The organism is Cryomorphaceae bacterium (genome assembly GCA_017798125.1).
Lineage (GTDB): Bacteria > Bacteroidota > Bacteroidia > Flavobacteriales > ECT2AJA-044 > ECT2AJA-044.
Genome location: CP059070.1, coordinates 278,591 through 293,152, shown reverse-complemented (window position 1 = coordinate 293,152; position 14,562 = coordinate 278,591). Strand labels below are relative to the sequence as shown.

The following is a 14,562-nucleotide window of genomic DNA, read 5'->3' as shown; positions in this document are numbered from 1 at the left end:
GATGGGGTGCAAGCACCGTGCCAGCTTATCGTCTGCGACCGCCACCACCAGCAGGACGTCCTGCAGGGCGAGCACCGCCTCCGCTTGGACGGGAATATCTGCCGCCTGAACCACTTCTTTGGTATTGATTGTAGTTGTTCTGGCTACGCTGTCTGTTTTGATAGCTGCGATTTAACTGCTCTTGGCGATTGTACTGATTGGTGCTCGGGCGCGTGCTCGGGCGCGTGCTTGGTTGCGTGCTTGGACGCGTACTCGGGCGCGTGCTTGGTTGTGTACTCGGGCGACTTCCTGGTCGTGTTGAGGGTTGTGTGCTGGGACGGTTCGCAGGTCGGGTGGAGCCGTTGGTTTTTTGATTCCACTGACCGTTGTTGTTCCGTTGATAGACGTTCCCAGACCGATCGGTATATACATTATTCTGACGGTTCGAAGGACGAGCTTTCATACTCGGGCGACTTGCTGTCGTAGGCCGGCTTGTCGGTTTTACGCCTGCACGATTGTTGTTGTACACGTTTCGACGAGCATTGTCTCTTTTTGCCGCTGCATACCCAGCTCGATACCCGTTGTGGTACCCATGACGATATCCGTTGTTGTAGCCGTGGTGATAACCATGACGATATCCCGCATGATATCCCGCAGGCCCCCAATATGGGCGGTAGTATGGATGATAGCCCCAACCAACCCAGCCGTAGCTAAAGCCAATACTGAAACCCCATCCAGTCCAGGGGTTGTAATGCACACCCCATCCGAAGGTCACAGGTCTTGGGTAATACACACTGCCGTACCAATAGGGATAATGGTAACCTGTGCCGTAAACCACGACGCCACTATAGGAATAGCTATACATGTATCCAGGCGTGTATCCGACGTACACCACTTCAGGTGTTGAATCGTAGATGTACACGTATTTAGTGTTGTATACAGGAGAATCAGGTGGTAAATCATCGACCTCGTCGGGACGAGTATCGCTGACTTCGTAGGGTCCAGCAGGTGCGCTAGAAACAAACCATATACCGTTATCTACACAGTAGTACTTGTTTTGAATTCTGAGGATGGTTTTGTCTGAGTTGAGCGCATAGGCGACCTCTGTGTTATCCACCTTCTCGAATTTAGGTTCCCCGTCGAAATTGACGTCCACCTTGGTCTCTTTCCGGTTCACTGCGGCCGTTTCCGGAATGCTCTGAGACAATAAAGCGTCTTGAGCCTGGGCCGTTCCTGGGACGCTTATAAGGACATGGGCCATTTCGGATTCCGCTGAGATCTTGGCAAAGTCTTCAGGCAGATTTACGGGATCTACAAAATCCCATTCGCCATCCTTCAGGGAAGTCGAAGAGTACCAACGACCGGCCAAAAGAACAAAGTGCTTCTGACTCCCTATTTCTACGATCACATCGCTTTCGGTGTTTTTCACGAACAGGAGTTGCGTGCCCTCAAGACTTCCGTAATCGGGTTCACCATCGATCAAAATCAATTCACTTGGAGTGGTGGTCACAATGATGGCGGGAGGGCCGTCCATAGCTGCAGCTGCCGAGTCAGTGCCTGAGGATTCAGGTCTGTTTTTCTCTTCGAAGGAGGCAATGTCTCGAGGAATGTTAGAGGTTGCATCCCAATCTCCAATTGGGTCCGTTGTTGTGTACCAGTACTCTCCCCCTTTGAGGTAGAAGTTCTGCGTCTTATTGTCTCGGACCAGAAAGAAAGGAGAATTCACCACGTAGCTCAGTTTCTTGTCGTCGGTGTCTTTGACCACCGGCTCTCCGTCTATGGAAACCAATACAGCGGGCTCATTTCGAAAGTAGATTTCCGGCGAGTCATTGTTCAATTGACTCTCCATCACGATCTCTTGATCTGCATCTGCCAAGGAGCCAAGTAGGTGATCGTATGAGGTTACGATGTCCCAGCCGTTCATTTCCGCTTCAAGACCAGATCGGGCCTTTTCGAGCTTTTCTTCATCTTCAATCGCAGGAAAGTTGAGTTGAATGACTCGGACGTCTTGGATGATAGCAATTCGCTCTTCTTTGTTGACATCCAAGGTGGACTCGAACCAAAAGGCACCGAAATCAAGATCGGTTGATCCTTCTGCTTTATAGGAGATCGCCGCTCTGCCTGAAAGTGTATTTCCATTGAGTTCTTCGAGCTGTGGCTGATAGACGGTCGCTACCCCGTTTTTGGTCGCAATCTCTTGTGGCCAGGTCGTAGGAGGAGCACTCGATTCTTGAGCCCATAGGCTAACGACAATAGTGCAAAACAGAGCGGTGAATAACGTGCGCATAATTAGTTCGATTGAGGAGTACTAAGGTAACCGCTCTTTTTCAGAATTTTCCACGGCTTCCGACAATAAATAACATCTTGAATGGCCTTTTCAGGATCCTTGGCTTGAGCAACATAAGCGGCACAAATCTGATGTCCGATGAAGTAGCCGAGGTCAGCAGGGCGTCCAACAGATTGATTACCGTTGTAAAGCCAATCGGAATAGTCGTTTGTTTTTAAGTCTGCGGCGTATTCTTTTTTTAATTCGACTTCGTGGGCATAGCCGTATTCGTAAATCCGCGGATTGATGGTCATGTACCCCAATACCGCCCTTGGAATATAATCAGCGCTGCCCTCGACAACAGTCATGGTGGCTTTTGATTTAAACAGATATCCCCAAACCACGGAGGGCGTAATTTTTTGCTGTGTATGGATGGCCTCGTGAGCAATGAAGGGTTCCAATTGATCTTCCTCGTACATCACGCTTTGGAGCCAGGAATTCAATTCGCTTTTATCTGTGGTAGAATCGCTGATCACAATCTCGGCACCGATGAGGAGCCAATCTCCTTTAATCGTTCCTCCGGTGGATAGTACGCCAACGGCGAAGCAGACACGAGGTCGTTTAAATTTGGGCAAACGAGCTTCAAAGGCATCGAGCACCGAATCTACTTCTCCAACCCGGTTGGGCAATGCCTCTAATTTTGGCCGGATGGTGCGCCAGAACTCCGGATACCGCTCCAAGTTTCGCAAGTAGTATTCGGGGTTGAGATCTCTCACTTTTTGAAACTTCTTAAACCCTTCAGAAGCGCGGTCCAGATAGGCTTTTTGCACCCAAGCTAGGCTGTCGGACCGGTTTTGTTGATAGCCCAGACTATCGACCATTTGAAAATAGCGTGCAATGTCATCAGTGACCACTGATTGACCGTGAACAAGAGTCGCGCAAAGCATCGTGAAGATGAAGACCAATCTCATAGATAAAGACAAAAGAGAAGTCCCAAGATACTTTTTTCCTCAGGAGAGGAGAATCAGAATAAGGCCGCCAGCGCCAATAAAGGTACCCATGGTGATCCCGAATAGATAGGCGAGTGGTGTTCGGTCAAACCTCCAAGCCAGAGCCGTGAAGGCAAACTGCCCGAGGTAAATGAAGAGAAAGTAAATCCCAAACATGACCCAATTCCCCCAATGCTTCATCCAGTTCAGATTGAAGTACCCCTCATCAATGAAGAACAAGAAATTGGTGATGAGGAAAGTGGCGAGCAGCAGGTAGGTGTGCTTGAGCTTCGCGGGTTTTGCAGCAACAGATTCCATGGTTCAGGTTTTCACCTTGAACGGCATAGAGGTCCAAAAAATTGCCTGAACCCGAACCAATATCCTAATCCTCTGACGGTTGAATAATGCGTTTTTCGACCCAGAAAGGCGCAAATGGAATGAGACTGGCCGCCAGGGCCAAGAAGGTTTGCCCCATTGTCCAGCCGTAGCGCCTCCATCCGATCAGCATAGCGACGATGTACAAAATGAAGAGTCCGCCGTGGGCCCATCCGACTATTTTGTTCGGCCAATAAATGTCCAGCCCGTACTTCAAAGGCATGGTAATGGCAAAGGTGATATACGAAATCGCCTCTGCGATCGCTATGGTACTGATGGTCTTCTTATTCATACCGCAAGTTTAACACGCATTGTCCTTACCTTTGCCGACCATGACACATTTTTCTCAAAAATTGTTCGCTTTGACCCTCGGGGTCATGACTCTATTGAGCTGTCAGCGTGACCCGCTGCAGGTGGATACTTCTCGGGTTTCCGTCGATATGGAATTCGCACGTTTTGATCAGGCTTTTTTCGGCACTCCTGCCGAGCAATTGCCGTCGGAGCTTCCGCAGATTCAAGAGGATTTTCCAGAATTCTTTTTGACCAGCCAAACAGACCAAGAGTGGATCGCCGTGCATCAGGACCCCCTGCTCAATGATTTGTACTCTAAGGTCGCCGATGTTTATCCTGATCTCGAGGGCCTACGGCCCGATATTACTTCGATCCTCGAGCACCGAAATTTCTACTACCCCATGGCCCCTTCGAAGGCTCGAGTCATCACCTATATTTCCGGATTGGATTGGGAATATCCCATCATCGCCGCGGACTCCTTGTACTTCATTGGGCTTGATCTATTCCTTGGACCAGACAGTTCATACGGTCAATTTCCGAGGTATATCGCGGCTCGATTTTCTCCCGAGTACCTCGCGCCGAAATTTGCACGACAACTTGCTGAGCCCCTTGTGGCCATACAACGTCAGAGTACGTCATTCCTGACCCAAATGCTCTACGAAGGGCGCGTTCTGTATCTCATGGAGGCTTTCATGCCCGATGCGGAGAAGCACCTGATTATGGAATATACGCCAGAGGAATTGAGCTGGTGTGAGGGAAACGAAGAGGAGATCTGGACCTTCTTTGTCGAAGGTGAACTGCTGTTCAGCAACGACAATGGGCTGTACGACCGGTTTATTGCCGAAGCGCCTTTCTCTAAGTTTTTCAAAAAAGTAGACCAAGAAAGCCCTGGCCGCATTGGCCGATGGTTGGGCTGGCAAATTGTACGATCCTACATGGCCGCCCATCCCGAAACCACCCTCCCTGAGCTGGCTCAAATGAGCGATGCTCAGGAGTTGTTTAAGAATGCTCAATACAAACCCTTCCAATGAGTCATCAATCCGAAATAAAGATCAACGTAACCCTCGACGAGAACAAAGTGCCCGAACAAATGAGCTGGGATGCCTCAGATGGAGGTGTGGAAAATGAAGACACCAAAGCCGTTATGATGTCGGTTTGGGATCCGAAATCCAAAGAAACCCTGCGCATTGACTTGTGGACCAAGGATATGCTCTTGGATGAAATGAAGATCTTCTATCACCAAACCCTCATGGGCATGGCCGATAGTTTTGAGCGCGCTTCAAACGAAAAAGAAGTGGCTGAAGGCATGCGCATGTTCGCCGAAGACTTTGCCAAGCGCATCGGGATCAAGGACTAAGCTTTTTTAAAGTAGTCCCCCATTTCCTCATTCAGGCTATTGATGTAGCTGAGGATTTCTTCGCGCCCGATGGCGCTTGTTGCTGAGCTGCGGAAGTTTGGCGGGAGTTCCTCCCATTCCAACAACATGATTTTCCGATACCGGGCGAGGCTTTTTTGAAGCTCATTGGAGCTCATTTTGTCAATCTTGGTGAAGACAATAGAAAAGGGGATTTGCGATTCCCCAAGCCATTCCATGAACGCCAGATCAATCTTTTGCGGTTCGTGGCGAGAATCCACCAAAACAAATAGGTTCACGAGGTTCTTGCGCTTGCTGATGTAGTCCGTGATGATGGACTGAAATTCTTGGCGCTGGGTTTTGCTCACCTTGGCATAACCGTAACCGGGCAAATCAACCAAATACCATGATTCATCATTGACGGCGAAATGATTGATCAGCTGAGTTTTTCCGGGTTTTCCAGAGACTTTGGCCAGTTTGTTGCGGCTCATCAGCATGTTGATGAGTGAACTCTTTCCCACATTAGACCGCCCAATGAACGCGTATTCCGGACGATCCGGATCGGGGCATTGATTAATCTTTTGGGAGCTCTTGACGAATTTGACGTCGCGTATGATCATCCTTCTTGGTCGTTGAACCAGGCGTGCAAGATGCGGTTGAATTCGTCGGGGTGTTCCATCATGGGTGCGTGTCCACATTCATCGATCCAGAACAGATCCGAATTGGGCAGCAGACGGTTGAATTCTTCCGCTACATCAGGAGGGGTCACGTTATCTTGCTTTCCCCAAATCAAGCATGTATGCGCCTTAATGTTGGGAACGTCTTTCGCCATGTTGTGGCGAATTGCGCTCTTGGCAATAGCCAGAATGCGAACCAGTTTACCGCGGTCGTTGATGGTTTCGAATACATCGTCAACGAGTTCGTCGGTAGCGATTTCCGGATGGTAAAAAACATCCTGAGTTTTAACCCGTACGTACTCCTTGTCTTCACGGCGAGGGAAGGTGTCCCCAAAGGCCTTTTCGTAGAGCCCAGAAGAGCCGGTCAGGATGAGTTTGTCAACTCGGTCCGGATGCCCTAGAGCGTAGACCAGCGCTACATGTCCGCCCAATGAATTCCCCATAAAGCTGGCCTTTTCGAAGCCCATATGGTCCATGAATCCGTGTACGAATTTGGCGATGTTTTTGACGTTCGTTTTGATCAGAGGAAGATCGTAGATCGGCAATTGCGGAATCAGTACTTGATGACCTTCTTTCGAAAAGAAATTGACCACTCCGTCGAAGTTGCTGAGTGCGCCCATGAGCCCGTGCAACACGATCAGCGGCTTCCCTTCACCTGCAGCTAGATAGCTGTACTTCCCGTCTTCAATTAGTTGTGGCGACATCCTACTCAGTTTGCACCAAAAATAGACTTTTTGAGGGAATGTGCCTGCGGCACGATTTATCCACGCTTTTCCCCTATCTCTCCCACCTCTGCATCATCAGTGTTTTTAGGCGTTCAGGGCAATTTTTGACCCAATTTGTGGTTAAAAGTTATCAACAAGTGGGAAGAAGTGGTAAAAAGTGGAGTATTTAGCTCTATATTTGACTTCAATAAGCGAAAACACTGATGATCAGCTTGATTGGCGTACATGAATGCAAGCTCGACGCAAAGGGTCGAATGCTGCTTCCTTCAGATTTGAAGAAGCAGCTTTTGCCGGTTTGGGGCGAAGGCTTTGTCATCAAGCGCAGTGTTTTTCACCAGTGCTTGGAGATTCACCCGATGACGGAGTGGAAGAAGGTGATGGAGCGGATGAACAAGCTGAATCGCTTTGTGAAGAAGAACAACGACTTCATTCGCCTTTTCACGGCAGGAGTTCGGATTGTAGAGCCGGACGCCAGTGGACGTCTCTTGGTGCCCAAGGACTTGATGAATTTCGCCGAACTGGAAAAAGAAGTGGTGCTGTCCAGCTCGATCAACATGGTCGAGGTGTGGGGCAAAGACAAATACGAAACGGTGTTGAACGATCCGGACCTCGACTTCGCAGCGCTTGCTGAAGAAGTCATGGGCGGACCAACTCCGGGCGACGATGAGTGATTACCACGTACCTGCGCTGTTGAAAGAGTCGCTCCGGGGACTCAAGATCAAGCCTGAGGGTACGTATGTCGATTGCACGTTTGGCGGCGGTGGCCACTCGAAAGCGATCCTTGACCAACTGACTACAGGCACTTTGTACGCCTTTGACAAAGACGAAGACGCCAAGCGCAATGTTCCCGAGCACGACCGATTGGTCTTTGTGCCTCAGGACTTCCGCTACATGAAGAATTTCCTGCGCATGCACGGTGTCAAACTGGTGGATGGAATCTTGGCCGACCTGGGCGTGAGTTTTCATCAGTTCGACACTCCGGACCGAGGCTTCAGTCTTCGTGAAGATGGACCTCTGGACATGCGGATGAGCGAGCAGGCGCAAACGACGGCTGCACAAATCCTCAACGAATACGAGGAAGAGCAGCTCTGTCACATCTTCCGTCGGTACGGAGAGGTGCGTCCTGCGATGCGATTGGCGCGGATGATTATATCGGCCCGTGAGGGCCAGGCCTTTGACCGCGTCAACCAACTCAAGGAAACGATAGCTCCTCTCGCTCCAAAGTTGAAGGAGCACAAGTTCTATGCGCAGGTCTTTCAGGCGCTGCGCATTGAGGTAAACGACGAGCTGGGGGCATTGGAGCAGATGCTCTTGCAAAGTGTGGAGATTCTGAAGACGGGCGGTCGCTTGGCAGTGATCAGCTACCACAGTCTGGAAGATCGCATGGTGAAGAATTTTATGCGCGAAGGCAAGCTTGACGGTGAGGCGGAGCGCGATTTTTTCGGCAACCGATTGGTTCCGTTCAAGGTGATGAACCGGAAGCCACTAGTGCCGACAGAGGAAGAAGTAGAACGAAATAACAGAGCCCGGAGCGCAAAATTGCGCGTCGCTGAGCGGATATGACTGAAGAGCAAAACGTAGAGCAAAAATGGAACGTGGGGAAATGGCTCCGCGGAAGCTTCTTGGCCGATGAACGCAACGCAGTTCACTGGCCATTTCTGCTTTACCTCGGACTGTTGGCGCTCATCAGCATCTACAGTGCGCATTCTGCAGACCGCAAGGTTTTTCGCATTGCCGAGTTGCAGACCGAGCTCAAAGAGTTGAAGTCGCAGTACGTCAGTACGCGCTCCCAACTCATGAACGCGACCAAGTTGTCCGTGGTGAGTGAGAAAGTGAATGAACAGGGGTTGAGCCAAAGTGCTGAGTCCGCCTATGTGATCTACGCCGAAAAAGAATGAAAGAACGTTCGGACATACTCAAACGCTTGTACTTCGCAGGAGCCCTCCTGCTGGTCTTTGCTTTGGCGGTCTCTGGCAAGCTGATCTGGATTCAGGTTCAGGAAGGCGAGGCCTTGATGGCGAAGGCGGAAGAAACGGTGGTCAAGCAGATTGAGGTAGAGGCGACGCGCGGAAACATCTACGCTTCGGACGGCTCGCTTCTGGCGACCTCTATGCCCAAGTATGAGGTGCGAATGGATGTGATGACGGTATCGGAAGACCTCTTCCAATCGGAAGTCTCGGGTTTGGCGCGCTCCCTAAACAGAATTCTCGGATACAAGACAACGACCGAATACGAGCGTTACCTCCGTCAAGCGCGAAACGCTGGAAACCGCTACCTCTTCTTGGCGAAGGACGTGGACTTTATCCAGTATCAGCAACTCCGTCAAGCACCCATTTTGAAGGCGGGAAAATACCGTGGAGGTCTTATTGCTCAGCAGGTCAACACGCGTGAAATGCCCTTCAAGAAAATGGCGGAGCGCACCATTGGCTATGAGCGTGCAGGATTGAAGGTTGGATTAGAAGGCGCCTTTAACGATGAATTGAGCGGACGCGAAGGACGCCGACTGAACCAAAAAATTGCCGGGGGACACTGGAAGCCTCTCAACGACGGAAATCGTGTGGAGCCTCGGGATGGATCGGACTTGGTTACCACCATTGATCCACAAATGCAAGACATTGCCCATCAGGCTCTGCTTCGTCGATTGGAAATCCACGAGGCCGATCACGGCTGCGCGGTCTTGATGGAGGTGGAGACCGGTGCCATTAAGGCCATGGTCAACCTCGGCCGCACCGAAGACGGGAAATATTACGAGAAGCGAAACTACGCTGTTTGGGAGAGCACAGAGCCCGGATCTACATTCAAACTTCCCGCGTTGATGGCTGCTTTGGAGGATGGGGTGGTCGATACCTCTGAACAAGTCAATACCAACGGCGGGGTGTACAAATTCTACGGGACTCCGGTGCGCGATTCCCGAAAAGGCGGGTACGGAGTCATCAGTTTGGGACGTGCCTTTGAGGTGAGTTCCAACGTGGGGATTTCCCGTGTTATCAACGAACATTACGAAGACCGGCCAAGCAAATTTGTCGACCGCCTGTACAAGATGGGCTTGGCCGACCAGTGCGGTATTGAAATTCCGGGTGAAGGCAAACCAATGATTCCCACTCCAGGCGATGCCGCTTGGAGTGGGATTACCCTCCCTTGGATGTCGCATGGCTATGCGGTATCCATGACTCCACTTCAGGTCCTAAACTTCTACAACGCCGTAGCCAATGACGGGCAAATGATGCAGCCGTACTTGGTGGCCGGCATACAGAGAAACGGAAAGATGATCCGAAGCTTTGAGCCGGAAGTGGTGCATCCGATGATCTGCTCGGAGAATACGCTGAATAAGGTTCAAGCCTTGTTGGAAGGGGTGGTTCAACGCGGTACCGCGACCAATATCCGCACGGATCGTTTCGCTATGGCCGGCAAAACGGGAACCTGCAAACTCAACTACTGGAAGAAGGACGAGTATCCGGAATATCAAGCCAGCTTCGCTGGGTATTTCCCCGCCGATGCGCCGCGCTATTCCTGCATCGTCGTGGTCGCCAAGCCAAACAACAGCACGGGCTACTACGGAAACCGCGTCGCCGCTCCGGTCTTTGCGGAAATCGCTCATCGCCTTTACACCAACGATCCGGCGCTTCAATTGCCGGTGGATTCTTTAGCGCCTCACGGCGCGATGGCTACAGCCGAACAAGCCCCACCCGACCATCTGGCCACGCTCACCGGTGACGCCCTGCCCGATCTGCGCGGATGGGATGCGATGGACGCGGTCTACTGGCTCGAAAATCACGGCATCGCCGTCACCTTAAAAGGAAAGGGAAAAGTTAAGCGCCAGAGCATTCGCTCCGGCGAACGCGTGGAATTGATTGATCACTTGACACTCGAATTGGGTCTATGAAATTGTTGAAGGACATCCTCTACAAAGCGGGCATCGAAGAAGTCGTGGGCAACACGAACATCGCCATTACCGAAGTGCAATTCGACTCTCGGAAGGTGACCAAGGACTGTGTTTTTGTCGCTGTTCCCGGTACTCAGGTGGACGGACATCATTTCATCGATTCAGCCATTGAATCGGGTGCGCTCGCCATAGTCTGTGAAACGCTGCCCGAAGTCATTGACCAGCGCGTCACCTACGTCGTCGTGCGCAGCAGTGCCTTCGCACTCGGAGTGATCTCTTCGGCCTTCTACGATCACCCCAGCGAGAAACTCAAGCTGATCGCCGTTACGGGAACCAATGGTAAGACTTCGGTGGTCACCATGCTGTATCGCCTCATGAAGGGTATGGGTCATAAAACGGGACTTTTGAGTACGGTCGATGTTCGCATTGACAATGAGGTGCTCGAAGCAACGCACACGACCCCAGATGCGATTGCCATCAACAAGACCATGGCCTTGATGGTCGAGAAGGGTATTAAGTACTGCTTTATGGAGGCCAGTTCACATGCCATCCACCAGGAACGTATGGCTGGTTTGGACCTGGATATTGCTGTCTTCACGAACATCACCCACGATCACCTCGACTACCACGGTGATTTCAACGAGTACATCAAGGCCAAGAAAAAGCTCTTTGACGATCTGACCCCTAAAGCCTACGCCTTGGTGAATCGGGACGATAAGCACGGCGAAACCATGGTGATGAACACGCGTGCTAAGACCTACCGCTTTGGACTCAAAGGGGAGGCTGATTACAAGGTGCGCGTCTTGGAAAACACCTTCAGCGGACTCGTTTTGAAGATGAACGAGCACGAGCTCTACACCAAGCTCATCGGCAAGTTCAATGCCTACAATTTGGCGGCAGTTTACGGGGTGAGTGACCTCTTGGGCATCGATCAAATTTCAGCCCTGACCACGCTGTCCACATTGAGCACGGCTCCCGGCAGATTCCAGTACCTGAGAACACCTGAAGGCATTACCGGAATAGTGGATTACGCGCATACGCCCGATGCGTTGAAGAACGTCCTGGAGACCATTGCGCAAATCAGAGGGGGAAATGAGCAAGTCATTACGGTCGTCGGTGCCGGCGGGGATCGAGACAAGACCAAGCGTCCAGAGATGGCCAAGATTGCGGCCCGCTTTAGCGATCGAGTGGTTCTGACCAGCGACAATCCTCGGAGTGAAGATCCAGAGGAGATCTTAAAGGATATGAAGGCTGGATTAGACCCTACGACGACACGTAAAACGCTGGCGATCACATCGCGCCGTGAGGCGATCAGAACAGCTTGTAGCCTGGCGCAGGCCGGGGACATCATCCTTGTGGCCGGAAAAGGCCATGAGAAATACCAAGAAATACAAGGGGTGAAGCATCCCTTCGACGACCTCGAGATTTTGAACGAAACCTTAAAACCTCAAGCCTGATGCTCTACTACCTGTTCACATTTTTGGACCAACAGTATGACTTCCCGGGAGCCGGAGTATTCCAATACATCACCTTCCGCGCAGCCTTGGCGGTGATTTTGTCCTTGCTGATTTCCTTGGTCTTTGGAAAGAGCATCATCCGGTTCATCCAACGGAAGCAGGTCGGAGAAACCATACGTGACCTGGGTCTAGAAGGACAAGCAGAGAAGGCGGGAACCCCGACCATGGGTGGACTGATCATTCTGTCGGCGATTCTGATCCCAACGCTCTTGGTAGCCAAGTTGGATAACATCTACGTCATTCTGCTGCTCATCACCACCGTGTGGATGGGGATTATCGGGTTCATTGACGATTACATCAAAGTCTTTAAGAAAAACAAAGAGGGCTTACGCGGTAAGTTCAAGGTGATGGGTCAAGTGGGACTCGGGCTGATTGTCGGAAGCATTCTGTATTTCCATCCTGATGTGACCATTAAGCAAAAGTCTACCACTCCGGCACAAACGGAAATCAGCTCAGAACGCGATTTACCTGTCTTTGGAGAGGCGGAGAAGTCCATGAAGACCACCATTCCGTTCTTCAAGAACAATGAGTTGGACTACAGCAAGGCCGTCACTTGGATCAATAAGGATCTGAAGGATTGGGCTTGGCTGATCTTCATTCCCATCGTCATTTTCATCATTACGGCGGTCAGCAATGGTGCAAACCTCACCGATGGTATCGACGGGCTGGCTACAGGAACTTCGGCGATCATTGGGGTCACCCTGGGAATCTTCGCCTATGTCAGCGGTAACATCTTCTTCGCAGACTACCTGAACATCATGTACATACCCGATTCCGGGGAGCTTGTGATTTTCATAGCGGCCTTTGTGGGAGCCTGCGTTGGCTTCCTGTGGTACAATGCTTATCCCGCTCAGGTTTTTATGGGCGACACGGGGTCTTTGAGCATCGGTGGGATCATCGCCGTGTTTGCCATTGCCATTCGCAAAGAGCTCTTGATTCCGATCGTGTGTGGGATTTTTCTGGCGGAGAATCTATCGGTCATCATGCAGGTGAGCTATTTCAAGTACACCAAGAAAAAATTCGGTGAGGGTCGGCGCATCTTCCGCATGTCTCCCTTACACCATCATTACCAAAAGGGTGGTTTCCACGAGGCCAAAATCGTCACGCGGTTTTGGATTGTCGGAATCATGCTCGCTGTACTCACCTTCGTAACCCTCAAGCTCCGATGAAAAAGTTGGTCGTTTTAGGGGCAGGCGAAAGTGGCGTTGGGGCGGCCCTATTGGGACGTGCCCAAGGTTATGACGTCTTCGTTTCCGACTACGGCCAAATTGCGGATCCGTACCGCCGGACTTTGGAAGAACATCAGCTCGCCTTTGAAATGGGCACCCATACTTTTTCGCGAATCCTGGATGCGGATGTAGTCGTGAAAAGTCCAGGTATCGCCAACCGTGTCCCTGTCGTTCAGGCTATTCTCGAACAAGATATTGAGCTCATCAGCGAGATAGAGTTCGCTTCTCGATATACCGATGCCAAAATCGTTGGAATTACCGGTACGAACGGAAAAACGACAACCACTCTTCTCACGCATCACATCCTCAAACGCGCGGGCTACCACGTGGGATTGGCGGGCAATGTAGGGCACAGTTTTGCAGCCCAAGTAGCCGAAGAGAATTACGACCACTACGTCTTGGAGATCAGTTCCTTCCAGCTGGATGAAATCACCAGCTTTAGACCTGATGTGTCCGTGATCCTCAATATTACAGCGGATCACCTCGATCGCTACAACAACGATATCTACACCTACGCGGCGGCCAAGTTTAAAATTGGCGAGCACCAAAGCGAAGGTGACCACTTCCTCTACAATGCAGATGATCCGATCATCGAGAATCTGCTGACACGCCGCCGCATCAAGGCGCAAAAGAGGGCTTTCAGTATACACCCTCCTAAGAAAGGAGATGTCGAGGCCTACCTCGACGGGGAAGACCTTGTGATTAACCTTAATAATGAACCTCTATCTATGTCGATTCATGACCTCGCCCTTTCGGGCAAGCACAACGCCTATAACTCATTGGCCGCAGGTATGGCTGCCAAACTCTTGGGCGTGCGCAAAGAAACCATCCGCGAAAGTCTGAGTGACTTTCAAGAAGTGGAGCATCGTTTAGAGCCTGTACTTCAGGTTCACGGAGTGGAGTACGTTAACGACTCCAAAGCCACGAATGTGAACAGCACCTGGTATGCCTTGGAAAGCATGAATACGCCGGTCGTATGGATCGTCGGTGGTGTGGACAAAGGAAACGACTACGAGCAGCTCAAAGCTTTGGCTGAAGAGAAGGTCGCAGCCATCATTTGCCTTGGAACGGACAATGGGAAAATCATTTCAGCCTTTGGGGAGTCCGTTGATCAAATGATTGAAGCGGGATCGATGGCTGAAGCCGTTAAAGCCGCTTACGGAGTTGCGCAAAAAGGACAAACCGTGCTTTTGTCTCCAGCTTGTGCCAGCTTTGATTTGTTCGAGAATTACGAAGACCGCGGTCGTCAATTTAAAGAGGAAGTGCGCAAGTTGTGA

Annotated in this window: 15 protein-coding genes; 9 read left to right on the top strand and 6 right to left on the bottom strand. The window is 51.0% G+C overall.

From position 1 onward, the window contains the following. Positions 1-25: 25 nt before the first annotated feature. The 4 genes from HZ996_01255 to HZ996_01240 all read right to left on the bottom strand — a co-directional run bounded on the left by HZ996_01255 (position 26) and on the right by HZ996_01240 (position 3,901). Complete coding sequence (locus HZ996_01255; protein ID QTN37817.1) at positions 26-2,266, bottom strand: carbohydrate-binding family V/XII; 2,241 nt, start codon at positions 2,264-2,266, stop codon at positions 26-28. Between the two features lie 2 nt (positions 2,267-2,268). Next, positions 2,269-3,216, bottom strand: coding sequence for a hypothetical protein (locus tag HZ996_01250; GenBank protein QTN37816.1), 948 nt, complete (start codon positions 3,214-3,216; stop codon positions 2,269-2,271). Between the two features lie 39 nt (positions 3,217-3,255). Continuing rightward, on the bottom strand, positions 3,256-3,552 hold the full coding sequence (locus HZ996_01245; protein ID QTN37815.1) for a hypothetical protein: 297 nt from the start codon (positions 3,550-3,552) through the stop codon (positions 3,256-3,258). Between the two features lie 64 nt (positions 3,553-3,616). Next, positions 3,617-3,901, bottom strand: coding sequence for a DUF3817 domain-containing protein (locus HZ996_01240; protein ID QTN37814.1), 285 nt, complete (start codon positions 3,899-3,901; stop codon positions 3,617-3,619). A 40-nt stretch (positions 3,902-3,941) separates the two neighbouring features. Between HZ996_01240 and HZ996_01235 the strand changes: the two genes are divergently transcribed. Next, positions 3,942-4,931: a gliding motility lipoprotein GldB gene (locus tag HZ996_01235; GenBank protein ID QTN37813.1), complete on the top strand. Its 990-nt coding sequence runs from the start codon at positions 3,942-3,944 to the stop codon at positions 4,929-4,931. Continuing rightward, complete coding sequence (gene gldC, locus HZ996_01230; GenBank protein QTN37812.1) at positions 4,928-5,257, top strand: gliding motility protein GldC; 330 nt, start codon at positions 4,928-4,930, stop codon at positions 5,255-5,257. Before HZ996_01235 ends, gldC begins: the two co-directional genes overlap by 4 nt. Here the strand turns inward: gldC and HZ996_01225 are convergent. Together HZ996_01225 and HZ996_01220 are read right to left on the bottom strand one after the other, a co-directional pair. Then, positions 5,254-5,952, bottom strand: coding sequence for a YihA family ribosome biogenesis GTP-binding protein (locus HZ996_01225; protein ID QTN37811.1), 699 nt, complete (start codon positions 5,950-5,952; stop codon positions 5,254-5,256). The genes gldC and HZ996_01225 overlap by 4 nt on opposite strands. Next, positions 5,871-6,635 (bottom strand): alpha/beta hydrolase, encoded by a 765-nt coding sequence (locus HZ996_01220; GenBank protein QTN37810.1) that lies wholly within the window; start codon positions 6,633-6,635, stop codon positions 5,871-5,873. Before HZ996_01220 ends, HZ996_01225 begins: the two co-directional genes overlap by 82 nt. A gap of 224 nt (positions 6,636-6,859) precedes the next feature. On the opposite strand from HZ996_01220, the gene mraZ reads away from it, so the two are divergent. Genes mraZ through murD form a run of 7 tightly spaced genes read left to right on the top strand, consistent with a single transcriptional unit; the run spans position 6,860 to position 14,562 of the window. Continuing rightward, positions 6,860-7,327 carry a division/cell wall cluster transcriptional repressor MraZ gene (gene mraZ, locus HZ996_01215; protein QTN37809.1) on the top strand — a complete coding sequence of 156 codons (468 nt, stop codon included), beginning with the start codon at positions 6,860-6,862 and terminating at the stop codon, positions 7,325-7,327. Next, on the top strand, positions 7,320-8,219 hold the full coding sequence (gene rsmH / locus HZ996_01210; protein ID QTN37808.1) for a 16S rRNA (cytosine(1402)-N(4))-methyltransferase RsmH: 900 nt from the start codon (positions 7,320-7,322) through the stop codon (positions 8,217-8,219). Before mraZ ends, rsmH begins: the two co-directional genes overlap by 8 nt. Further along, a complete protein-coding gene (locus tag HZ996_01205) occupies positions 8,216-8,554 on the top strand; it encodes an S-adenosyl-methyltransferase (protein QTN37807.1) in 339 nt (112 codons plus the stop codon). The genes rsmH and HZ996_01205 overlap by 4 nt, the downstream gene beginning before the upstream one ends. Beyond that, the gene (locus HZ996_01200) at positions 8,551-10,539 is read left to right on the top strand and encodes a PASTA domain-containing protein (GenBank protein ID QTN37806.1); all 1,989 of its coding nucleotides are present in this window, start codon (positions 8,551-8,553) and stop codon (positions 10,537-10,539) included. Before HZ996_01205 ends, HZ996_01200 begins: the two co-directional genes overlap by 4 nt. Further along, positions 10,536-11,996 carry a UDP-N-acetylmuramoyl-L-alanyl-D-glutamate--2,6-diaminopimelate ligase gene (locus HZ996_01195; GenBank protein ID QTN37805.1) on the top strand — a complete coding sequence of 487 codons (1,461 nt, stop codon included), beginning with the start codon at positions 10,536-10,538 and terminating at the stop codon, positions 11,994-11,996. The genes HZ996_01200 and HZ996_01195 overlap by 4 nt, the downstream gene beginning before the upstream one ends. Beyond that, on the top strand, positions 11,996-13,225 hold the full coding sequence (locus tag HZ996_01190; protein ID QTN37804.1) for a phospho-N-acetylmuramoyl-pentapeptide-transferase: 1,230 nt from the start codon (positions 11,996-11,998) through the stop codon (positions 13,223-13,225). Before HZ996_01195 ends, HZ996_01190 begins: the two co-directional genes overlap by 1 nt. Next, entirely contained in the window at positions 13,222-14,562 is a 1,341-nt protein-coding gene (gene murD, locus HZ996_01185) for a UDP-N-acetylmuramoyl-L-alanine--D-glutamate ligase (protein QTN37803.1), read from the top strand. The genes HZ996_01190 and murD overlap by 4 nt, the downstream gene beginning before the upstream one ends.